Genomic DNA, 21,129 nt, shown 5'->3' with positions numbered 1-21,129 from the left:
GGCGCTAGTTCTCAGCCGGCTTGAGAACCAGGCTGCCCAGCGGCGGCAGGTCGAGGATCAGCGAATGGGCTTCGCCATGGCTGGCCTGCTCCTCGCTCTGCAGTTCGCCCCGGCTGCCGGCGCCAGAGCCGGCGTACAGCTCGTCGTCGCTGTTGAGCAGCACTGTCCAGCGGCCGGGTAGCGGCACGCCGATGCGGTAGGCGTTGCGCGGCACCGGGGTGAAGTTGTGCACCACCAGCAGGGTCGCGCCGTCCCGGTCGTGGCGCAGCCAGGCGTAGACGCTGTTGCTGTGATCGTCGCCAATCACCCAGCGAAAACCTGCGCTATTGCCGTCCAGACGGTGCAGCGCCGGCTCTTCGCGATGCAGCTGGTTGAGGGTGCGCACCAGGCTCTGCACGCCGACATGGTCGCCGTAGCGCAACAGGTACCAGTCCAGTTCCTGATCATGGTCCCACTCGCGCCACTGGCCGAACTCGCAGCCCATGAACAGCAGCTTCTTGCCCGGGTGCGTCCACATGAAGCTGAAGAACAGCCGCAGATTGGCGAATTGCTGCCAGCGGTCGCCGGGCATCTTGTCCAGCAGCGAGCGCTTGCCGTGCACCACCTCGTCGTGGGAGATGGGCAGGATGAACTGTTCGGAAAAGGCGTAGAGCAGTCCGAAGGTCAGTTCGTCGTGGTGATGTCCACGATGGATGGGGTCTTCGGCGATGTAGCGCAGGCTGTCGTGCATCCAGCCCATGTTCCACTTGTAGGCAAAGCCCAGCCCGCCTTCGCGGGTCGGCCGGCTGACCCCGGGCCAGGCAGTGGACTCCTCGGCGATCACCAGCGCGCCGGGCACCTCCAGGTTCACCACGTCGTTGAGGTGGCAGAGGAAGTCGATGGCCTCCAGGTTTTCGCGGCCGCCGTGGCGGTTGGGAATCCATTCGCCGGGCTCTCGGGAATAGTCCCGGTAGAGCATCGAGGCCACGGCGTCCACGCGCAGCCCGTCGATATGGAAAGTGCGCAGCCAGTGGAGGGCCGAGGCGAGCATGAAACCGTGCACCTCGGTGCGTCCGAGGTTGTAGATGTAGGTGTCCCAGTCGCGGTGAAAGCCCTCGAAGGGGTGGGCGTATTCGTACAGCGCGGTGCCGTCGAAGCGGCCCAGGCCATGGGGGTCGGTGGGGAAATGCGCCGGCACCCAGTCGAGGATCACCCCCAACCCCGCGCGGTGGCAGGCGTCCACGAAGGCGGCGAAATCCTGCGGACTGCCGTGGCGGGCGGTGGGGGCGAACAGGCCCAGCGGCTGATAGCCCCAGGAGCCGCCGAACGGGTGCTCCATGATCGGCAACAGCTCGATATGGGTGAAGCCCAGGTCCAGCACATAGGGGATCAGCTGTTCGCTCAGTTCCGCCCAGCTCAGTTGCCGACCGTCCCGTTCGCCGTGGCGCCGCCAGGAGCCGACGTGCACTTCATAGATGGCCAGTGGCTGGTCATGGGCCTGGCGCTGCGGGCGCTGTTCCACCCATTCGGCATCGTTCCAGGAATAATCCAGCGGCGCGGCCACCACCGAACCGGTGGCCGGCGGCGGCTCGCTGGTGCGCGCCAGAGGGTCGGCCTTGAGCGGCAGCAGGCCCTCCTGACCGAGGATCTCGTACTTGTAGATCTCTCCGACGCCGAGGCGGGGAATGAACAGCTCCCACACGCCAGAGGGGTGGCGCAGGCGCATCGGATGACGACGCCCGTCCCAGGCATTGAAGTTGCCGACCACCGACACCCGCCGCGCATTGGGCGCCCAGACGGCGAAGCGCACGCCGTCCACCTCCTCGTGCCGCGCCAGCTGGGCGCCGAACACCTCGCCCAACTGACGGTGATTGCCCTCGCTGAACAGGTAGATGTCCAGATCGCCCAGCAGCGGGCCGAAGGCGTAGGGGTCCTCGGTTTCCTGCACGCTGTCTGGCCAATGGATGCGGTAGCGGTAATCGCGGGGCGGTTCGATGCGCAGACAGAACAACCCGGGGTGGGGTTGTGCCATCTCGCCCAGCAACTCGCCGTCCGGCGGCCCGTCGCCCGTGGGGGCGCCCCGGGATGCCGCCAGCAGCTCGACACGCTGCGCGCCGGGCAGCCAGGCGCGGATGAAGGCACCGTCGCCGTCGCGGTGCGGGCCCAGAAAGGCAAACGGATTGCCGTGTTCGCCCTGCTCCAGGGCCTCGATGGCGGCACGTTCGGTGGCTCGCTGCACGGCGGGGGCCAGGTCGTTCATGGGTGCGATTTCTCCAGCAGCGGGCTGCACAGATCGACCAATCCGTGCAGCGGGACTTCCAGCCAGTCTGGCCGGTAACGCGCCTCATAGCGCAGTTCATAGGCGGCTTTTTCGATGCCGAACAAGGCCAGGGCCGCCTCTTCGCCGCCCGCTTCCTTCCAGGTGTGCGCCAGTTCGGCGGCCGCTCGCCGATAGGCGGCGAGGAAGGCCGTGCGTGACTGTTGCAGGTAGCTGTCGGCAATGGCGCGCCGGGCCCGGGCCGCTTCCTCGGAGCTGTCGCTGCCCTGGGCGTTGCGCATGGCCAGCGCGGCCGCGTAATCGAAGGAGCGCAGCACGCCGGTGACGTCCTTGTAGGGACTGTGCTTGGCACGGCGCTCCTCCAGGCTGCGCTCCGGCTCGCCCTCGAAGTCGATCAGGTAGGCGTCGCCACCGACCACCAGCACCTGCCCCAGGTGCAGGTCACCGTGCACGCGCATCACCAGGCCTCCCGCCACCTGGCGGGCCAGGCGCTTCACCAGGGCCTCCAGCGCGTCGCCCTGCTCGCTCAGCCAGGCGGCCTCGGTGCGCACCTCGGCCGGTAGTTGCCCGCGCTGGCTGTCCAGCACGCGCAGCGCCTCGCGCAGTTGCTCGGCGATGTCCGCCGCCCAGGTGTTGCAGAGGGCGCTGTCGGCAGCGCGGGCACCGAACGCGGGATTGTTCGAGGGGCGCGCCAGTACCCGGTGCATCTCGCCCAGGCGCCGACCCAGCATATGGGCGAAGGCGGTCAGCTCCTCCAGCGCGCCGAACTGATTTTCCTGGCTGGACAGGCCCCCGGCCAGTTCGTCACGGATGGCGCGCTCCAGGTTGTTCTGCGTCCAGTTCCAGGCGTCGCCCTGGCTGTCCAGGTAGCCCTGCAGCAGCATCAGGGTGTGCGGAGTGCCTTCGGAATCCATGCGCCGCACCTCGCCCAGCAGCGGCGCGATGTGCGGAAAGCCCTGCTCGGTCAGGTAGCCGCCCATTTCGGCCTCCGGATGGATGCCGGGACGGATACGGCGGATCACCTTGAGGACCATGCGTTCGCCGATCAGCACCGAGCTGTTGGACTGCTCGGCCGTCATCGGTTCGATGGGTTCATCCTCAATGACCTCCAGCTCCGCGAGCTTCGCAGTGCCGTGGAAGATCAGCCGGGTGTGGCGCCAGTTCATCTCGCGTTGCGCACGCAGGGCCTGCAGCACGTCGTGGGTGAAGCCAGGCAGGCTCACGGCGTCGGTGAGCAGGCCAACCCGCTGGCGCCGGCGCAGGCGTCCCAGGGCCAGGCGCTGGGCCAGGCTGGTGCCCGCCTGCCCGTCGCCGAGGAAGGCCAGCGGCAGCTGGTAGTGCGCGGGGCCGTCGTTGCCCAGCACCTCCAGCTCGCACAGCGCATAGGCTTCGCTGGTCAGCGGCTGCAGGTAGAGCAGGTGCAGGCGGCCTTGCGGGTTGCCGCCGAACCAGCGCCGTTTGGCCAGGTAGGTGGGCAGGATGTCGTTTTCCAGGGTTTCGCGCAGCGGCGGTTCGAGCAGCTCCTGCAGGTCGCGCTTGATCACCAGGGTCATCAGCTCCGGCATGCGTTCCAGCGCCGGCTGGTGCCAGGCGGGCATCTGCGTGGCCTCGGCGAGCAGGAACCAGTAGAAGCCGTAGGGCGGCAAGGTGAGGAGATAAGGCAGTTCGCCGATCGGCGGAAAGGCGCTGCCACCGAGCATCTCCACCGGCACCTTGCCATCGAACGCGGACAACTCCAGCTCGGCGGCCTGGGCGGCCCGCGACAGGTTGGCCACGCACAGGATGATCTCGTGCCTGCCATCGACGCCGGTGTATTCGCGCAGGTAGGCGAGCACGCGCCGGTTGCTGGGCGCCAGCATCTTCATCTCGCCGCGGCCGAAGGCCTTCTGCTGCTTGCGCACCGCCAGCATGCGCCGTGTCCAGTTCAGGAGCGAGTGCGGGTCGCGCAGCTGGGCTTCCACGTTGACGCTCTGATAGCCGTACAGCGGGTCCATGATCGGCGGCAGCACCAGGCTGGCCGGATCGGCGCGCGAGAAGCCACCGTTGCGGTCGCTGCTCCATTGCATCGGCGTGCGCACGCCGTCGCGGTCGCCCAGGTAGATGTTGTCGCCCATGCCGATCTCGTCGCCGTAGTACAGCGTCGGTGTGCCGGGCATGGAGAACAGCAGGCTGTGCAGCAGCTCGATGCGCCGGCGGTCGCGCTCCACCAGGGGTGCCAGGCGGCGGCGGATGCCCAGGTTCAAGCGCGCGCGGCGGTCGGCGGCGTAGACGTTCCACAGGTAGTCGCGCTCGTGGTCGGTGACCATCTCCAGGGTCAGCTCATCGTGGTTGCGCAGGAAGATTGCCCACTGGCAGTTCTCGGGAATCTCTGGCGTCTGGCGCAGGATGTCGGTGATCGGGTAGCGGTCTTCCTGGGCGATGGCCATGTACATGCGCGGCATCAGCGGGAAGTGGAAGGCCATGTGGCACTCGTCGCCCTCGCCGAAGTACGGGCGGGTGTCCTCCGGCCACTGGTTGGCCTCGGCCAACAGCATGCGGTCGGGGTAGTTGGCCTCGATCTCGGCGCGGATCTTCCTCAGGACCTCGTGGGTTTCCGGCAGGTTCTCGTTGTTGGTGCCATCGCGCTCGATCAGGTAGGGAATGGCGTCCAGACGCAGGCCGTCGATGCCCAGGTCCAGCCAGAAACGCATGATGCTCAGCACGCCACGCAGCACCATGGGATTGTCGAAGTTCAGATCCGGCTGGTGAGAGTAGAAACGGTGCCAGAAGTACTGCTTGGCCACCGGGTCCCAGGTCCAGTTGGAGGTTTCCGTGTCCAGGAAGATGATCCGCGTGCCCTGGTACTTCTGGTTGGTGTCCGACCACACGTAGAAATCGCGCATGCGCGAGCCCTTGCGCGCCAGCCGGGCGCGCTGGAACCAGGGGTGCTGGTCGGAGGTGTGGTTGATGACCAGCTCGGCGATCACCCGCAGCCCGCGACGGTGTGCCTCGTCGATGAAGCGCCGCACCGTGGCCATGTCGCCGTAGTCCGGGTGCACGGCGCGGTAGTCGGAAATGTCGTAGCCGTCGTCGCGGCGTGGCGAGGGGTAGAACGGCAGCAGCCAGATGGTGTTCACCCCCAGGCTGGCGATGTAGTCCAGGCGTTCGATCAGGCCCTGGAAGTCGCCGATGCCGTCGCCGTTGGCGTCGTGGTAGGACTTCACGTGCACCTGGTAGATGACGGCGTCCTTGTACCAGAGCGGGTCGTCGATGAAGGCCGCCGGGCGCGGCCGGGGTCGTTTCGCCATGTTCCTTGCCTCAGGTTCCGTGGGGGCGGATGCGCCAGATACCGAATGGCAGCACCCAGGGTTCGATGCGCATCCACTGGACCTTGCCGTGCCAGGTCCAGCGCTTGCCGTTCATGAGGTCCTCGCCGTCCATGCTGGCCTCGTCGGGCAGGCCGAACTCCCACAGCGGCAGCTCGAAATGCGCCTCCTGAGCGTGGTACGGATCCAGGCTGATGGCCACCAGGATGAAGTTGGAAAGGTCTTCGCTGCGCTTGCCGAAGTACAGGATGTTGTCGTTCCAGACGGTGTAGGGCGTGAAGCCCAGGTGACTCTGCAGCGCGGGATTGTTGCGGCGGATCAGGTTGAGCCGGGCGATCTCGGCCACGATGTTGCCGGGCTGGCGGTAGTTGCGCGGCTTGATCTCGTACTTCTCGGAGTGCAGGTATTCCTCCTTGCCGGGAATCGCCTCGCCCTCGCACAGCTCGAAGCCGGAGTACATGCCCCATAGCCCCGAGCCCATGGTGGCCAGCGCGGCGCGGATCAGGAAACCGGGACGCCCCGAACTCTGCAGGAAGAACGGGTTGATGTCCGGCGTGTTGACGAAGAAGTTGGGCCGGTAGCAGTCGCGCCACGGGGTTTCGTTCAGCTCGCTGAAGTATTGGGCCAGCTCGCGCTTGGTGTTGCGCCAGGTGAAGTAGGTGTAGCTCTGGCTGAAGCCCAGTTTGCCGAGGCGCGCCATCATCGCCGGGCGGGTGAAGGCTTCGGACAGGAAGATCACCTCCGGATGTCGACCGCGGATATCGGCGATCAGCCATTCCCAGAACGGCAGCGGCTTGGTGTGCGGGTTGTCGACCCGGAACAGCGTCACGCCCTGCTCAACCCAGAAGGCCACCACGTCGCGCAGGGCCTGCCACAGGCCCGGCTGGGCGCCTTCGGCGTAGAAGTCGACGTTGACGATGTCCTCGTATTTCTTGGGCGGGTTTTCCGCATAGCGCAGGCTGCCGTCCGGGCGCCAGCTGAACCACTCGGGGTGTTCGCGCAGCCAGGGGTGATCCGGCGAGCACTGGATGGCGAAATCCAGAGCCACCTCCAGGCCCAGGGAGCGCGCCACGGCCACCAGTTCACGGAAATCCTCCAGGCTGCCCAGCTCGGGGTGAATGGCATCGTGGCCGCCTTCCTCGCTGCCGATGGCGTAGGGGCTGCCGGGGTCGTCCGGCGCCGCCGTCAGGCTGTTGTTGCGGCCCTTGCGGTGGGTATGGCCGATGGGGTGGATGGGCGGGAAATACACCACGTCGAAGCCCATGGCGACGATTTCCGGCAGGCGCCCGATCACGTCGCGAAACGTGCCGTGGCGTTGAGGGTCGTCGGTCACCGAGCGCGGGAACAGCTCGTACCAGCTGGCGAACTGCGCCAGGGGGCGTTCCACCTCCAGCGGATAGTCGAGGCTGCGCAGGCGGAAGGCGCGCTCGCTGGTGTCGGCCATCACCTGGCGGGTCTGGTCATCGAGCAGCAGCGCCACTCGGGCGTCCTGTTCCTCGGTCTGTTCCAGCAGCTCGCTGAGCTGGCGCAACTGCTCGGCCTGCTGGCCGTTGGCGCGGTTGATCGCGCCGCGCAGGTGGCGGCGGCCCTCCTCCAGCTCCAAGTCCAGCTGCAGGCCGGCGGCGTGTTTCTTCTGCAGTTCACTGCAGTAGGTGCCGTAGTCGTCCCACCAGGCCTCGATGGCGAACACCAGGCGGCCGGTCTCGCTCGGCAGCAGGCGCGCCTGCCAGTGATCGTTGCCCAGCAGGGTCATTGGCTGGCTGTGCCAGTCGGAGCGCTCGGCATGCCGCCAGAGCAGTTCGGCGGCCATCAGTTCGTGACCGTCGGTGAAGATCACCGCGCTGATGGTCACCGGCTGGCCGACGATGGCCTTGGCGGCAAAGCGCCCACCTTCCACCACCGGCTCGACGTTCTCGATGGCGATACGCGGTAAGGTCAGGGCTTCCTGCAGACCGACCCGGCCGCTCAGGCGCCAGGATGCAGCGAAAGGCTTGTCCAGCATCGGTGTCGTTCCCTTGCCGTCAGGTTTGGCCCCCGCTCACCCGGGGCTCTATTACCGAACCGCGATGGGTGGGAAAGTTCAGGCAGGCCGGCGGGCCGCTGCCGCCCGTATACTTCGCCCTTTCGTTCTCCGGGATGCCGTTCCATGCCCTCGCCGCTTGCTGCCCTGTACCGCCACGCCATCGACCATCAGGGCTTCGTTGCCGACCCGGCTCAGTGGCACGCCGTGGCGTTGCTCGACGACTGTTTGCGGGCCCTGCACGCCGGAGAGGCGGTCGACGGCGTGTACCTCTGGGGGCCGGTGGGGCGGGGCAAGACCTGGCTGATGGATCGCTTCCAGCACGCCCTGCAGCTGCCCTCGCGCCGCCAGCATTTCCATCATTTCATGCGTTGGGTGCACCGCCGCCTGTTCCAGCTGACCGGCACTGCCGATCCGCTGCAGGGCCTGGCGGACGAACTGGCCGCCGAGGTGCGTGTGCTGTGCTTCGACGAGTTGTTCGTCAGCGACATCGGCGATGCCATCCTGCTCGGAGGCCTGTTGCAGAAACTGTTCGCCAACGGCGTGGTGCTGGTGGTCACCTCCAACCAGCCGCCCGGGCAGCTGTACGCCGACGGTTTCAACCGCGAGCGCTTCCTGCCGGCCATCAAGGCCATCGAGCGGCATATGCAGGTGGTCAGCATGGACGGCAGTCAGGATCACCGCCTGCATCCGGGCACGCCCTGCCAGCGCTATTGGGTGCGCCAGCCACAACAGCCGTCCGTCCTGCCCGGCCTGTTCTCCACCCTGGCCGGCGGAAAGCTGGTCGAGCACGCGCCGCTGGAACTCAACGGACGAAGCCTGGAGGTCATTGCCCGGAGCGCAACCACACTCTGGGCCTCCTTCGCCGCGCTGTGCGAAGCGCCCTGGGCGTCCCAGGACTACATCGCCCTGTGCGACCGCTTCCCCGCAATCCTGCTGGGCGATGTGCCCGTGCTGGGTGGTGAGCAACGCGAGGGGCGCATCGCCCGGGGCACCGAGGATGCCAGCGAACAGGTGCAGGCCGGCGATCGCACCCTGCCCGCCCTCGCCCGCAACGACAACGCGGTGCGGCGCTTCATCGCCCTGGTGGACGAGTGCTACGACCGGGGCGTGCCGCTGTACATCGAAGCGGACGTACCGCTTGAGCAGTTGTACGAGCAAGGCTATCTGGCGTTTCCGTTCCGGCGCACCTTGAGCCGGTTGCGGGAAATGCAGCTGGAGCGCTTCGGGCGCTGATCACCTTCTTCAGCGCGGAATCTTCACCCGATCGTCATCGAAGTCGCCGCGTTCGGCATCGCGGTGGCAGGCCACGCAGTTGGCGCGGCCGCCGACCGCTTCGCGGCGGAACTTGGCTTCGCTGACCTCGTCGTGCTTGTGCTCGAACCAACGCGTCTGGCTGATGCGCGGCGGCTCGCCGGCGGTCGGTGAGGGTTCCACCGGCAGGCGGTTGGCCGCCGAGGCGCGCACCAGGAAATCGAGGATCTGCTGTTCCAGCGCCGGCTCCAGCGTGGCATTACTGCCGTAGTGCTCGTCGAGGGTGCTCATCTGCTGACGCCAGGCAGCGGCCGGCAGCAGGCCCGGCACGTAGAGCATGTGGCAGGCGGCGCACTCCTCCTTCCAGACCAGCGGGGCATCACTCGGCACCGCCAGGCGCTTGGGACGCTTGTAACGCCGGTCGTGGTCATCATCGTCATCGGCGAAGCTGTAGCCAACCAGCCCCAGGGTCAGTGTCAGTCCGGCGACGGTCGCCATGCGGGCGATATTCATGGCGCGCTCCTACTTCAGGCTGTTGATCCAGGTGATGAAATCGCCCTTCTCCTGGGCGGTGCATTCGCGGGCGAAGACATCGTCGCAGTTGCGGCGAAACCACTTCTCGACCTTCTTCGCATCGGTGAAACGCGCCGGATTGGCCACCGGCGCCAGCGGCTCGACCTTGCGATGGGCCGGTGTCTTGCCGGCCTGGCGCGGATCGGCGGTGTGGCAGGTGGTGCAGCTCATGGTCTTGCCGTTGCGCTGTTCCTCCGCGTAATACAACGCCTTGCCGCGTTCGGCGGAAAAGCCGGCAAAGGCCGGGTCCTGCTGGCGCGCCTGGGCGGCGTAGCCCGGCAGCAGCGGGTGTGCGGTTTCAGCCAGCGCCGGCAGGCTCAGGCAACAGGCAAGGGCAATCCAGTGGGCTTTCATGGTGCGTTCTCCGGGAAGGGATGGGTGTGCAGCCTAGGCTCGCCACCTGAAGCGAAGCTGAACGGCTCTGGCCCGGGCATTCAGCTTCGCTTCAGGTGATGGGCTTACAAGGAGGGCAATCCATTCGTAGAGGATCGCCGCCGTGGCTGCCTTCAATCGCTTTCGCTTGTTCCACTGGTTACTGGCCGGATTTTTCATCGCCGTCTATCTGAGCGGCGACGATGCCGAACTGCTGCATATCTGGCTGGGCTACGGCCTGCTCGTGCTGCTGGTGGCGCGCCTGCTGATCGCACCGCTGCGCCTGCGCGGCTTTCCGACGCTGCTGCCGCCGAAGGCCGAGCGCCGCACGCCGAGCCTGTCCGCAGTCGGCACCTGGCTGACCTTCGGCGCCCTGGCGAGTTTCGCGCTGGCCAGCCTGATCGGCCTGGGCATGGTCGACAATGGCGACGTGCTGGCCGCCCTCCCCGGCGTGCAGCCGGATCTGTTTGGCGCCGCCAGCGATCTGAATTTCGTCGGCTGGCTCGGCGACTCCGAAGAGGTCCACGAGTTCTTCGCCAACCTGGGGCTGTGGCTGATCGGCCTGCATATCGGCTATGTGCTGCTGTTTCGCCGCACGTCCGTGGGGCCGATGCTGCGCGGCATCCAGCCGGTGCCGAGCCCTGCGCCGGCGAGCGACTTCACGCGTCTGCAAGTCGTCGCGCGGCACAGCGAGACGGCCGATGCCTGTTCGTTCGTCCTGCGGGCGCCGGCCGAGCAGCGCGCCCGCTTCGCCGCGCAGCCGGGGCAGTTCCTCACCCTGAAGGTGCCGTGCGCCGAACCGCCGCTGCTGCGCTGCTATTCGCTGTCGCACGACGCTGAGTTGCGCATTACGGTCAAGCGCGTCCCTGGTGGACGGGCCTCGACCTGGCTGCTCGATCACCTCAAGCCGGGCGACGTCATCGAGTCGCTGCCGCCGGCCGGGCAGTTCGTGCCGCGCAGCCTGGACGCGGATCTACTGCTGCTAGGCGCCGGCAGCGGCATCACTCCGCTGATGGCGATCCTGCGCGCGGCGCTGGCGCAGGGCAGCGGTCGGGTGTGCCTGTTCCAGGCCAACCGGGATGCCGACTCGGTGATCTTTGCCGGAGAACTGGTGGAACTGCAGCGGGCCTATCCGCAGCGGCTGGTACTGCATGCCTGGTTCGATGCCAGCCAGGGACTGCCGGATGCGCGGGCCATCGCCACGCAACTGGCCGACTGGCGCGGTGCTGACTGCTTCATCTGCGGGCCACAGGCCTTCATGGACACGGCGCACGCCGCGCTGGAGGAACTGGGCGTCGCCAAGGCACGCATCCATCTGGAGCGTTTTGGCGCGGTTGCGAGTTCAAAGGCGCACGGCGGCCACGGTAGTCACTTGCGCGTGGAGCTCGACGGCAAGCGCCACGAACTGAAGGTCGCTAGCGGCGAGGTGCTGCTGGACGCCATGGAGCAGGCAGGCCTGCAACCGCCGAGCGCCTGCCGCTCGGGCATCTGCGCCGCCTGCAAGTGCCGGGTGGTGGCCGGCAGCGTGACCATGCGCAGCAACCAGGTGCTCAGCGAGCAGCAGGTGCGCCAGGGCTGGACGCTGGCCTGCCAGGCCGAGCCGAACAGCGCCGAGCTGCAGGTGGAGTACTAAGGGGGCGAGGCCGGGCGGTGCTTCAAGGTGTCGTCCGGCCCCGCGCCGCCTCGATCGCCGCGATGTCGATCTTGTGCATGCCCATCATGGCCTCGAAGGCGCGCCTGGCGGCCGCGGGATCCGGATCGGCGATCGCGGCCGTCAGGGCCCGCGGCGTGATCTGCCACGACAGTCCCCACCTGTCCTTGCACCAGCCGCAGGCACTTTCCTGGCCGCCGTTGCCGACAATCGCCTCCCACAGGCGGTCCGTTTCGGCCTGGTCGTCGGTGGCGATCTGGAACGAGAACGCCTCGCTGTGGGTGAACGCCGGCCCGCCGTTCAGTCCCAGGCATGGAATGCCCGCGACAGTGAACTCGACGGTCAACACATCGCCCTGCTTGCCGGCCGGATAGTCGCCCGGGGCGTGGGTGATCGCGCCGACCGCGCTGTCCGGAAAGGTCTCGGCGTAGAAGGTCGCCGCCTCCAGGGCGGTGCCGTCATACCAGAGGCAGATTCTGTTCTTGCTGTTCATCTTGGTTCTCCACGCTAAGGGATCGAGCAATCAACTCCAGTTGCAGGGGTTGACCGGCCTCCCCTTCGGTCGTTCGCTTTTGATCTGAGGACGCAGTTCGCCTAGTATTGCGCCTACGGAATCAATGATGGAGTTCGGCATGGCCACCCTCGCAACCGTACGTCCCGCCCGCGACCTCTCGAAAGAGCAAGGCGTCACCGGCCTGCGCGCGGCCCTGAACATCCTGGACAAATGGCAGGCGTCCTCGGAACAGGCCTGTCGCATCCTGCGCATTTCGCGCAGCACCTACACCCGCGCCCGGCAGCGCGACCCGGCCTGGAGCGTCGGCCTGGACACCGACCAGCTGCAACGCATCAGCATGGTGCTGAATATCCACGCTGCGCTGCGTCTGCTGTTCGACAACCCCGACAACGTCTACGGCTTCCCGGCGATGGCCAACCACAACGCCTTCTTCAACGGGCGTGCGCCGCTGGAGATCATGGCCCAGGGCGACATGATCTCCCTCTACGAAACCTACCGGCGCATCGACGCCCTGCGCGGCGCGCAATGGTGAGGCTGGACAGCCTCGCCACGGCGGCAGGCGAGCCGCTGCAAGCCTACCGTCTGGTCAATTCCAAGTTCCCGCCCATCCACCTGTTCGACGACGTGGCCGATGCCGAGGACTTCGACGCGCTGTACCAGTTGCAGGCGCTGACCAATCCCCGGTTGCAGAACGAGGTCGGCCGCCTGGAGCTGATCGCACGCGAGGAAATCCCCTTCGGCATCCCCGGCTGCTCCTACGCCACAGCCCCCTTCACCCACGTGAACCCCGAAGGCTCGCGCTTCAGCGACGGCAGCTTCGGCGTGCTCTACCTGGCCGACACGCTGAGCACCGCCATCGCCGAGGTGTGCTACCACCAGGAGCGCTACTGGTCGCAGGTGCCGGGACTCAATTACGAGCGCTTCATCTTTCGTGGCCTCACCTGTCGCTTCAACGACACCGGCATGCAGGACGCCACCGCCGTGCCGCTCTCCGATCCCATCTACGCCCCCGACGACTACAGCCACGCCCGCCGGCTGGGACACGCGTTGAAACGCAGCGGTTGCCCCGGTTTGCGCTACCTCTCGGTGCGCTCCCCCGGCAATCACTGCTGGGCGCTGCTGACCCCCAGGCCCGTCACAGCCATCCTGCAGACGGCACACTACGAGATGATCTGGAACCAGCGGATCGTCGGGGTGAATCGGTTGGCGGGGGTGGAGATGCGGTAGAAGAGCCGCGTGCAGTTGTCGAGCGAATGAGCGAACTCCATACCTGACTGAATTTGATCTGCATGAGGGTCTGGAAAGTACTAAATGGCCTACATCAGCATTCCCGTGCCGTAGCCCCCCATGGACTGTAGAAATGCTTAATGATAGCTTCTAGCCATTAAGGTCCGAAAACATAAGGAAAGACATGTTTATTTCGGTAAAGCGGCTGTTCTGGATAGCGGTGGCTTTTGCCTCTCTTGTAGCTGCCCTCTGGCAATTTCACCTAATGCTCAATAATCCCACTGTAAGCTTTTATTCAGAAAGAGCCATCGAATCTCTACAAAAGGAAATTGAAAGAGAGCTAGCCAAGCGTGCAACGCCAGAGGAACTTAATACACGAATTCTCCAAGCGCTAGATCCGACTCCAGCAGATTGGCTAATAATCGACGAAATTGAAGATTACGCCGGCGAAAAAGGCATTGATCTCAGTCCCGACGTGATCTTGCAGATCAAAGAACGCAAAGCGAAGGAACGCGGGTTATTGGCCGGTTCCAAGCAGTGCTGGAGCTGTATTACCTCTCCCAATCAATGCCCATTGTCGGCAGCAAAACTGTGTGACGTAGCTGTTGAAATCACTCCCATCGGGGATGTGCGAACCTTGGTCAGTGAGGATGCGGACCAGATTGATATTGCGCTTGCCACTGTGGGCCTTGTTGCCACAGGCGTTGCTGTGTTTACAGGGGGGAGTACTGCCGGTGTAAAAGCAGGTGCGAGTCTGGCCAAGGCTGCTCGCAAGGCCGGAAGCATTACTCGCCCGATGACCAAACATCTAACGCAACTTGCAGACAACATGGTTGATGTTGCCAAGATATCAGATGGCACCTGGAAGAATCCTCGTGTGCTCACCGAAGCTGTCGATATGAAAAAACTAAACGCCTTGCAGGACTGGGTAAGCGATCTGACCAAGATGCGCAGTTCCTTGGGCACGGTTATCACCATGAAAATCCTGCACCATGCGGATACGCCAGCAGAACTGCGAGCATTGAGTCGCGCCAGCGAGGCAGTAAAGAAGAGAATGTTGGTGGCCCTGGATGTAATTGGAAAGAGCCGCCTGATCAAACTCACCATGCAGCTGAGCGATGCAGCCTTAACATTGATTGGCGCAATTCTTACCGGAGTGTTTGCCCTTATAGGGCTTTTCTGGAACGCGGTATTTTCCGTGCTCAAGGTGGCTATTCTAAAGGCTACGGGCAGTCTGGCCGTTAGGTCAGCCGCCAAGCTCAAGCCGGCTGCAATCACTACCTCGGAAGCATGCCAGTGAAGGACCACCCGGACGTCTCACGAAACTGGTTTGACCAGGGCGGCCAAGCCTACGCCCGCTTTCGGCCCGAGTACCCGCCCGAGCTCGCAGCGTTCCTGGCGTCGATCGCGCCCGACAGCGAGCTTGCGGTGGATGTGGGTTGCGGCAACGGCCAGCTCACCCACCAATTGGCCGAACATTTCAGCCGCGTGATTGGCATGGACCCGAGCGCCGATCAGCTTGTCCATGCTGCCGCGCGGGGAAATCTGAGCTACCTGTGTGCACCCGCCGAATCCCTGCCCCTGCCCGACCGCTGCGCCAGTCTGATAACGGCCGCCCAGGCTGCGCACTGGTTCGACCTGCCCGCCTTCTATGCCGAAGTGCGCCGAGTCGCGACGCCCGGGGCCGCCGTGGCGCTGGTCAGCTATGGCGTTCTGCGTCTGGATGGCGATCTGGGAGCCCGTTTCGAGACCTTCTACTGGCAGGAAATCGGCCCCTACTGGCCGGCGGAACGCAAGCTGGTAGACAGCGGCTACGCCACGCTGGATTTCCCCTTCGAGCCGATTGCGCTGCCCGCCCTGCAGATCCGTCTCGACTGGAATCTGGAACAGTTCCTCGGCTACCTCTCCACCTGGTCGGCGGTGCGCCGTGCTCGCGAAGCGGGAAAGGAGGACGTGCTGCAGCGCTTTGCCAGCGATCTTGCGCAGCTCTGGGGTAACGCCGGGCGCAAGCGGGAGATTTGCTGGCCCATCAACGGGCGGATTGGCCGGGTATAGCGCTCAGCGCTATCCCTCGAACCGCCCTGTCCCCTCCCGATCCCGCTCATATCTCTTGGTCAGCGGAAACGCCGGTAGCCAGGCCTCCCGCCGCTCGATCCAGCTCTCGTAGGTGGGCATCAGCTGATCGGGGGCATCCAGCGCGCCCAGATGCACCTCGATCTCGTCGCCGGTGCGGGCGAACACGGAGGAGCCGCAGTGGGGGCAGAAGGCCCGCCCGGCGTAGTGCCGGGTTTCGCCTTCGATGCTCACTGCGTCCTGCGGAAAGATCGCCGAGGCGCTGAACAACGCGCCGTGGTGTTTACGGCAGTCGAGGCAGTGGCACAGGCCCACTCGGTACGGTTGGCCCGTGGCCACCAGGCGGAGCCTGCCGCACAGGCAGCCGCCGCTGATTCGGTCACCCATTCACCACACTCCCCCCGTTCACATGAATCACCTGCCCGCAGACGTAGGAGGCATCGTCGCTGGCCAGGTAGACGAAGGCCGGCGCCACTTCGGCGGGCTGGCCGACGCGCCCCAGCGGCGTGTCGGTGCCAAAGCTGGCCACCTGTTCTTCCGAGAAGGTCGAGGGAATCAGCGGCGTCCAGATCGGCCCCGGCGCTACGCCGTTCACGCGGATGCCCTTCGGGGCGAGGTTGATGGCCAGCGAGCGGGTGAAGGCGGTGATTGCGCCTTTGGTGGATGAATAGTCCAGCAGGATCGGGTTGCCCTTGTAGGCGGTAATCGAGGTGGTGTTGATGATGGCCGCCCCGCGTTTCAGGTGCGGCAGCACGGCGCGGGTGAGCTGGTACATGCCGAAGATGTTGGTGCGGAAGGTGCGCTCCCATTGCTCCGGGCTGATGTCCTCAAGGCTTTTCTGCGGATGCTGCTCGCCGGCGTTGTTGACCAGGATGTCGATGCGTCCCCATTGCTTGAGGGTTTCCTCCACCACGGTGCGGCAGAAGTCTTCGCCCGCCACGTCACCGGCGAAGTCGATCACCTCGCCACCCATCTTGCGGATTTCGTCCTTGGTGACCTCGGCGTCCTGGTACTCGTTCAGGTAGAGCAGGACGATCCTGGCGCCTTCAAGGGCGAAATGCACGGCCACCGCACGGCCGATGCCGCTGTCGGCGCCGGTGATGATGGCGACCCGATCCTGCAGCTTGCCGGCCGGGCGATAGGTGTCGGCCAGGTAGACCGGCTGCGGGGTCATCTCCTCTTCGGAGCCGGGGCGCTGATCCTGGTGCTGGGGCGGCTGGGTTTGCTTCTTGTCGGTCATGGCGGGCTCCCCGTTTTGCAGATGTGTTTGGAAACCCGACTGGGATGGGAGCATGGGGTTCGGGGTTGGGGATGCGCGGTGGTCTGGGGCGTTGCGCGCCAGACCAGTGGTTCGGTGCCGGTTGGCGGACAAGAAAGGCGTTGTCCGCCCTACGTTCAGGTACGGGGTGGCTTGGCGCCGAGCTGTTTCCACATCTTCGGCGTGAGGGTCTGGCGGTTGGCGTAGCCGTCCCAGGGGTTGCCGTTGAGCGCGTCGAGGCGGTCGCGTAGGTTGAAGATGGTCCACTGGGCTGCGCTGTGCAGGTCGTGCAGTTCGTCGCGGGCAATGGGTACCGATACCGGCAGGCTGGGGCGCGCCCGTACCGAGTAGGCGCAGACGGTGCTGGAGCCGCGGTTGTTGCGCAGGTAATCGATGAAGATCTTGCCGACACGGTTCCTCGGGCCGGAGGTGGCGCTGAAACGGTCCGGCAACTGGTGCGCCATGAAGCGTGCGAAAGCCTTGCTGAACGCTTTAACCACGTCCCAGCCGGCTTCGCGCTTGAGCGGCACGATGATGTGCAGGCCCTTGCCACCGCTGGTCTTGAGGTACGCGTCCAGGCCCAGCTCATCGAGCACCGACAGGCACAGTTGCGCGGCTTCCTGCATGGTGCGCCAGGGCAGTGCGGGATCGGGGTCCAGGTCGAGCACGAACAGGTCGGGGGTTTCGATGGCGTCATCGGTGGCGCCCCAGGTGTGCAGTTCGATGGTGCCCATCTGCACCGCGCCGATCAGCGCCTTGAGGGAGTCGATTTCCATGAGGCGTGGGTGATCCGGGTCCAAACTCGGGTCCAGGTGGCGGATGTTGGGGATGGACAGCTTTTCGGCGTGTTTCTGGAAGAACTGCTCTCCTTCCACGCCGTCCGGGGCGCGCACCAGCGATACCGGCCGGTCGTTGAGGAACGGCAGGATCCAGTCGGCGATATCGGCGTAGAAGCGCGCCAGGTCCAGCTTCCTGCCGCCGCTTTCCGGGTCGATGATCCGCTGCGGATTGCTGATCGACACACCGGCGACCACTGCCTTGCCGGCGCGGTGCATGGCGACATCGTTGCGTTGAGGCTCGATACTTTCCGCCGGCTGCGGGGTTTCGTGGCCGATCTCTTGCGCCGGCTTGTCGCTGCGCAGGGCAACGAAGCTGGCCTGGCGCACCACGCCTTCGCGGGTCCACTCGGCGAACTCGACTTCGGCGACCAGTTCGGGCTTGACCCAATGCACGTCGCGGGCCTCGGCGCCAGTGGGGGGATCGACCGCTGCCGGGGTCTTGCGCTCCAGACGCTTCAGGCGGTCGTGCAGCTCGCGCAGGCGGGTTTCGCTGAAGCCGGTGCCGACGCGCCCGGCGTAGTGCAGGTCGCCCTGCTCATGCACGCCAAGCAGCAGTGCGCCGAAGCCGGAACGGCTGCCCTTGGGCTTGGTGAAGCCGATGATCACGAACTCCTGGCGCAGCCGGCACTTGAGTTTGATCCAGTCGGGTGTGCGTCGCGCAACATAGGTGCTGCCGACACGTTTGCCGATGATGCCTTCCAGCTTCAGGGCACAGGCACTTTCGATGATGTCCTGGGGGGCGGCGCTGAAATCCTCGGAAAAGCGCAGTGCCGGGCTACGGTTGCTGCCCATCACGGCCTTGAGGGCGGCGCGGCGTGCCTCCACGGGTTGGTCGCGCAGGTCTTCGCCGTGCAGGAACGGGGCGTCGAACAGGTAGAAGATGATGTCCTTCGGCAGGTTGCGGTCGAAGGCATTCTGCAGCGCCTGGAAATCCGGCAGGCCATTGTCGCCGAGCACCACCACTTCGCCGTCCAGCCAGCTGTCACCGACGTCCAGTGCGGCCAGCGCCTTGGCCTGCTGCGGCAGGCGTTCGGTCCAGTCGTTGCCGTTGCGGGTCAATAGCCGCACTTCCCTGCCCTGCTTGCGGGCCAGGATGCGGTAGCCGTCGAACTTGATTTCGTAGCGCCAGTCACCGGATGGGGGGCGATCCACCAGGGTGGCCAGGGCTGGCTTGAGCATGTCCGGCAGCGGCACGCCGGAACGTGGCGGTTTCTCGCGCGGTGCCGCCTGGGTCGGTTTCGCAGGCTTGGCCGGAATGCTTGCCTCGCTGAGCACGCTCCCTGGCAGTGCCTCGACGATGTTGTAGTCGTCGGCGGAACGCGCCTGCTGGTCGCGTTCCTTGATCAGCAGCCATTGTTCCTTGTCGCCGCTGCCGCGCAGATGGGTGCGTACCAGTGTCCAGTCGCCGCCCAGCTTTTCGCCCTGCAGGCTGAACTTGAGCTTGCCGCTCTGGTAGGCCGTTCGGGGATCGCCGTGGGGCTGCCAGATGCCGCGGTCCCAGACGATCACATCGCCTGCGCCGTACTGCCCGGCCGGAATGCTGCCCTCGAAGCTGCCGTAGTCCAGTGGATGGTCTTCCACATGCACGGCCAGGCGCTTGTCGCGGGGGTCCAGGCTCGGACCCTTGGGCACTGCCCAGCTCTTCAGGGTGCCGTCCAGCTCCAGGCGGAAGTCGTAGTGCAGGCGCCGTGCAGCGTGCTTCTGGATAACGAAACTCAGGGCGCTCTTGCCACGCCGCTTGCGCAGGGGCTGCTCATCCGGCTCGGCGGTAATGCTGAAGTCGCGCTTGCGGCGGTACTCGTCGAGTTTGCTGTTCATCGCCTCGCCTGCTGGTAGTCCGTGAAAACCCTACTGGGCCTTGCGACGTCGACGCGGCGCCGCGGGTTTTTCCTCGCCGTCATCGCCCGCTTTGCCGCTAGTTTTTTCCTTGCCCTTGGCCGCTCCTCCCCGTTCGCTCAGGCTGCGCTTGAGCAGTTCGGTCAGGTCGATGACATCGGCGCTGCGCCGGGTTTCGGCTTCGCCGGGCACAGCCTCCACCTCGTGGATCTTGCCCTTGCGGGCCTTCTCCTCCACGAGATCCATGATCTGGTCCTGGAACTGGTCGCGGTAGTCGTCGGGTTGCCAGTCGCCGGCCATGTCCTCGATCAGGCGTCGAGCCATTTCCAGTTCGCTTTTCGCCAGCGAGGGTTTGGTGACTGCCGGACCGAGTTCCAGGCTGGCCAGGCTGCGCACCTCGGCGGGCCAGCGCAGTTTGACCAGGACCAGTGCGTCCTCGAGCGGCATCAGTGCCGTCAGGTACTGGCGGGTGTGCAGCACCACCCGCGCCAGGGCCACCTTGTCGCTCTGGCGCAGCGCTTCGCGCAGCAGCGCATAGACCTTCTCGCCGCGCCGTTCGGGACTGAGGTAGTACGGGGTGTCGATGTTCTGCAGCGGAATGGCGCTGCGCTCGACGAACGAGAAGATGTCGATGGTCTGCGTGGCCTCCGGATGCGCGGCGCGGATTTCTTCGTCGCTGAGCACCACGTAGCGGCCCTTTTCGTACTGCACACCCTTGACGATGTTCTCGCTGGTGATTTCCTTGCCGGTGACCTTGTTGATGCGCTTGTAGCCGACCGGGTCCATGCTGCGCTTGTCCAGCCAGTCGAAGTCGACGCCCTGCTTCGAGGTCGCGGATACCAGACCGACCGGGATATGCACCAGGCCGAAGCTGATTGCGCCTTTCCAGATTGAGCGTGGCATTGCGGTTACCTCCCCGCTCCCGGCTCCGCTGGCGGTTGACGCTAGTCCCTGTGGCGTTCGCAGCGGTCGACCAGGCGCGGCACGATGTTCAGGATGAACAGCCCCAGCAGCGTGCCCAGCAGGGCAAGGAGCGCACTCCCCAGGCCGGTGGCGATGCCGATGGCGGCGGTGAGCCAGACGCCGGCGGCGGTGGTCAGGCCCTTCACGTCGCGGTCGTTGTCGCTCTTGAGTATGGTCCCGGCACAGAGAAAGCCCACGCCGGCGACGATGCCCTGTATGACGCGGCTCATGGCGTCTTCCTCGGAGCCGCTCAGACTCGGTGCCATGACGAACAGCGCGCTGCCCACCGCGACCAGCATATGGGTGCGTATCCCGGCGGCCTTGCCATGGTGTTCGCGCTCGAAACCTAGCAGCCCGCCGAACAGCGCGGCGAGGGCAAGACGCAACACGATGCGCGTGGCATGCTCCAGATCGGTGGTGTCGCCTAACTCATCCGCCAGGGTCTCGACGAGCACTGCCCATGCGTCCATTCATCATGCCTGTCCATCATCGGGTCGGTAGCGCTTGCTGGCGCAGCGACTGCAGCGCTGGCACAGCAGGGTTTCGGATCCCAGGCGGACACGGGTTGGTTGTGTCCACAGGCAGCCGACAAGCAGGCAACGCAAGCACATGATGACCTCCAGGGCCTGGCCTCTGTTCAGGATCATGGTTTTGGACTGCCGAGACGGCGAGAGGTTTTGCGAAAGGGGTACAAAGGGACGTTGGAGAACCGCATCCGGGGCGGAAGCGTCCAGCTTCCGCCCATGGCACTCAATCAGCTACTGCTGCTGCGACCGCCGCCATGGCTTTGCTGTCCACCCTTTTTGCCTGCTTCCGAGGCGCGTTGCGGGTCATTCTTGAAGTTGCCGCCACTGGCTTGGCCGCCTTTCTTGCCAGCTTCGGAGGCCCGTTGTGGATCCTCAGCGAAGTTGCCTTTACCGCCTTGATGCTGAGCCATTTTCGATGTCCTCGTGTTCAGGATTTAATGCGGGCGCTTGGCGCACCCAT

The 21,129-nt window shown here is 65.6% G+C and carries 19 protein-coding genes; 6 read left to right on the top strand and 13 right to left on the bottom strand.

Annotated features, from left to right (window positions below; all coding sequences use genetic code 11):
* Nucleotides 1-4: 4 nt before the first annotated feature.
* Genes glgB through PT85_RS13225 form a run of 3 tightly spaced genes read right to left on the bottom strand, consistent with a single transcriptional unit; the run spans nt 5 to nt 7,564 of the window.
* Nucleotides 5-2,239 carry a 1,4-alpha-glucan branching protein GlgB gene (gene glgB, locus PT85_RS13235; protein ID WP_052237680.1) on the bottom strand — a complete coding sequence of 745 codons (2,235 nt, stop codon included), beginning with the start codon at nt 2,237-2,239 and terminating at the stop codon, nt 5-7.
* Nucleotides 2,236-5,544 carry a maltose alpha-D-glucosyltransferase gene (treS, locus tag PT85_RS13230; RefSeq protein WP_027590307.1) on the bottom strand — a complete coding sequence of 1,103 codons (3,309 nt, stop codon included), beginning with the start codon at nt 5,542-5,544 and terminating at the stop codon, nt 2,236-2,238. Before treS ends, glgB begins: the two co-directional genes overlap by 4 nt.
* A 10-nt stretch (nt 5,545-5,554) precedes the next feature.
* Complete coding sequence (locus PT85_RS13225; RefSeq protein ID WP_051587410.1) at nt 5,555-7,564, bottom strand: alpha-1,4-glucan--maltose-1-phosphate maltosyltransferase; 2,010 nt, start codon at nt 7,562-7,564, stop codon at nt 5,555-5,557.
* A gap of 144 nt (nt 7,565-7,708) precedes the next feature.
* Between PT85_RS13225 and zapE the strand changes: the two genes are divergently transcribed.
* Nucleotides 7,709-8,818 carry a cell division protein ZapE gene (zapE, locus tag PT85_RS13220; RefSeq protein ID WP_039606887.1) on the top strand — a complete coding sequence of 370 codons (1,110 nt, stop codon included), beginning with the start codon at nt 7,709-7,711 and terminating at the stop codon, nt 8,816-8,818.
* Nucleotides 8,819-8,827: 9 nt separating this feature from the next.
* On the opposite strand, the gene PT85_RS13215 is transcribed toward zapE, so the two are convergent.
* Nucleotides 8,828-9,349: a diheme cytochrome c gene (locus PT85_RS13215; protein ID WP_039606886.1), complete on the bottom strand. Its 522-nt coding sequence runs from the start codon at nt 9,347-9,349 to the stop codon at nt 8,828-8,830.
* 9 nt (nt 9,350-9,358) lie between these two features.
* Nucleotides 9,359-9,763 carry a DUF1924 domain-containing protein gene (locus PT85_RS13210; protein WP_039606885.1) on the bottom strand — a complete coding sequence of 135 codons (405 nt, stop codon included), beginning with the start codon at nt 9,761-9,763 and terminating at the stop codon, nt 9,359-9,361.
* 142 nt (nt 9,764-9,905) lie between these two features.
* Between PT85_RS13210 and PT85_RS13205 the strand changes: the two genes are divergently transcribed.
* Entirely contained in the window at nt 9,906-11,414 is a 1,509-nt protein-coding gene (locus PT85_RS13205; protein WP_052237679.1) for a 2Fe-2S iron-sulfur cluster-binding protein, read from the top strand.
* A 22-nt stretch (nt 11,415-11,436) separates the two neighbouring features.
* On the opposite strand, the gene PT85_RS13200 is transcribed toward PT85_RS13205, so the two are convergent.
* Complete coding sequence (locus tag PT85_RS13200) at nt 11,437-11,925, bottom strand: VOC family protein (protein ID WP_039606884.1); 489 nt, start codon at nt 11,923-11,925, stop codon at nt 11,437-11,439.
* Between the two features lie 139 nt (nt 11,926-12,064).
* On the opposite strand from PT85_RS13200, the gene PT85_RS13195 reads away from it, so the two are divergent.
* The 4 genes from PT85_RS13195 (at nt 12,065) to PT85_RS13180 (ending at nt 15,228) form a co-directional block, all read left to right on the top strand.
* Entirely contained in the window at nt 12,065-12,478 is a 414-nt protein-coding gene (locus tag PT85_RS13195; RefSeq protein ID WP_039607032.1) for an antitoxin Xre-like helix-turn-helix domain-containing protein, read from the top strand.
* On the top strand, nt 12,472-13,173 hold the full coding sequence (locus tag PT85_RS13190) for an RES family NAD+ phosphorylase (RefSeq protein WP_039606883.1): 702 nt from the start codon (nt 12,472-12,474) through the stop codon (nt 13,171-13,173). Before PT85_RS13195 ends, PT85_RS13190 begins: the two co-directional genes overlap by 7 nt.
* A gap of 184 nt (nt 13,174-13,357) precedes the next feature.
* A complete protein-coding gene (locus PT85_RS18070) occupies nt 13,358-14,473 on the top strand; it encodes a hypothetical protein (RefSeq protein WP_139182025.1) in 1,116 nt (371 codons plus the stop codon).
* Nucleotides 14,464-15,228, top strand: coding sequence for a class I SAM-dependent methyltransferase (locus PT85_RS13180; protein WP_039606881.1), 765 nt, complete (start codon nt 14,464-14,466; stop codon nt 15,226-15,228). The genes PT85_RS18070 and PT85_RS13180 overlap by 10 nt, the downstream gene beginning before the upstream one ends.
* A 9-nt stretch (nt 15,229-15,237) precedes the next feature.
* Here PT85_RS13180 and PT85_RS13175 read toward each other — a convergent pair whose 3' ends face one another.
* The 7 genes from PT85_RS13175 to PT85_RS17805 all read right to left on the bottom strand — a co-directional run bounded on the left by PT85_RS13175 (nt 15,238) and on the right by PT85_RS17805 (nt 21,079).
* Nucleotides 15,238-15,633: a GFA family protein gene (locus PT85_RS13175; protein ID WP_039606880.1), complete on the bottom strand. Its 396-nt coding sequence runs from the start codon at nt 15,631-15,633 to the stop codon at nt 15,238-15,240.
* Nucleotides 15,626-16,486: an SDR family oxidoreductase gene (locus PT85_RS13170; RefSeq protein ID WP_039606879.1), complete on the bottom strand. Its 861-nt coding sequence runs from the start codon at nt 16,484-16,486 to the stop codon at nt 15,626-15,628. The genes PT85_RS13175 and PT85_RS13170 overlap by 8 nt, the downstream gene beginning before the upstream one ends.
* Nucleotides 16,487-16,641: 155 nt before the next feature.
* A complete protein-coding gene (ligD, locus tag PT85_RS13165; protein WP_039606878.1) occupies nt 16,642-19,161 on the bottom strand; it encodes a DNA ligase D in 2,520 nt (839 codons plus the stop codon).
* A 30-nt stretch (nt 19,162-19,191) separates the two neighbouring features.
* Nucleotides 19,192-20,082, bottom strand: a complete 891-nt coding sequence (ku, locus tag PT85_RS13160) for a non-homologous end joining protein Ku (protein ID WP_039606877.1) — start codon at nt 20,080-20,082, stop codon at nt 19,192-19,194.
* A gap of 41 nt (nt 20,083-20,123) precedes the next feature.
* A complete protein-coding gene (locus PT85_RS13155; RefSeq protein ID WP_039606876.1) occupies nt 20,124-20,612 on the bottom strand; it encodes an MgtC/SapB family protein in 489 nt (162 codons plus the stop codon).
* Nucleotides 20,613-20,615: 3 nt separating this feature from the next.
* On the bottom strand, nt 20,616-20,753 hold the full coding sequence (locus tag PT85_RS18405) for a PSPA7_2676 family Cys-rich small protein (RefSeq protein WP_139182030.1): 138 nt from the start codon (nt 20,751-20,753) through the stop codon (nt 20,616-20,618).
* Between the two features lie 143 nt (nt 20,754-20,896).
* Nucleotides 20,897-21,079 (bottom strand): con-10 family general stress protein, encoded by a 183-nt coding sequence (locus tag PT85_RS17805; protein ID WP_074467522.1) that lies wholly within the window; start codon nt 21,077-21,079, stop codon nt 20,897-20,899.
* Nucleotides 21,080-21,129 lie beyond the last annotated feature (50 nt).

The sequence above is a fragment of the Pseudomonas flexibilis genome (genome assembly GCF_000806415.1).
Lineage (GTDB): Bacteria > Pseudomonadota > Gammaproteobacteria > Pseudomonadales > Pseudomonadaceae > Serpens > Serpens flexibilis.
The sequence above is the reverse complement of the archived record's forward strand: the minus strand, read 5'-3'. Positions and strand labels throughout refer to the sequence as shown.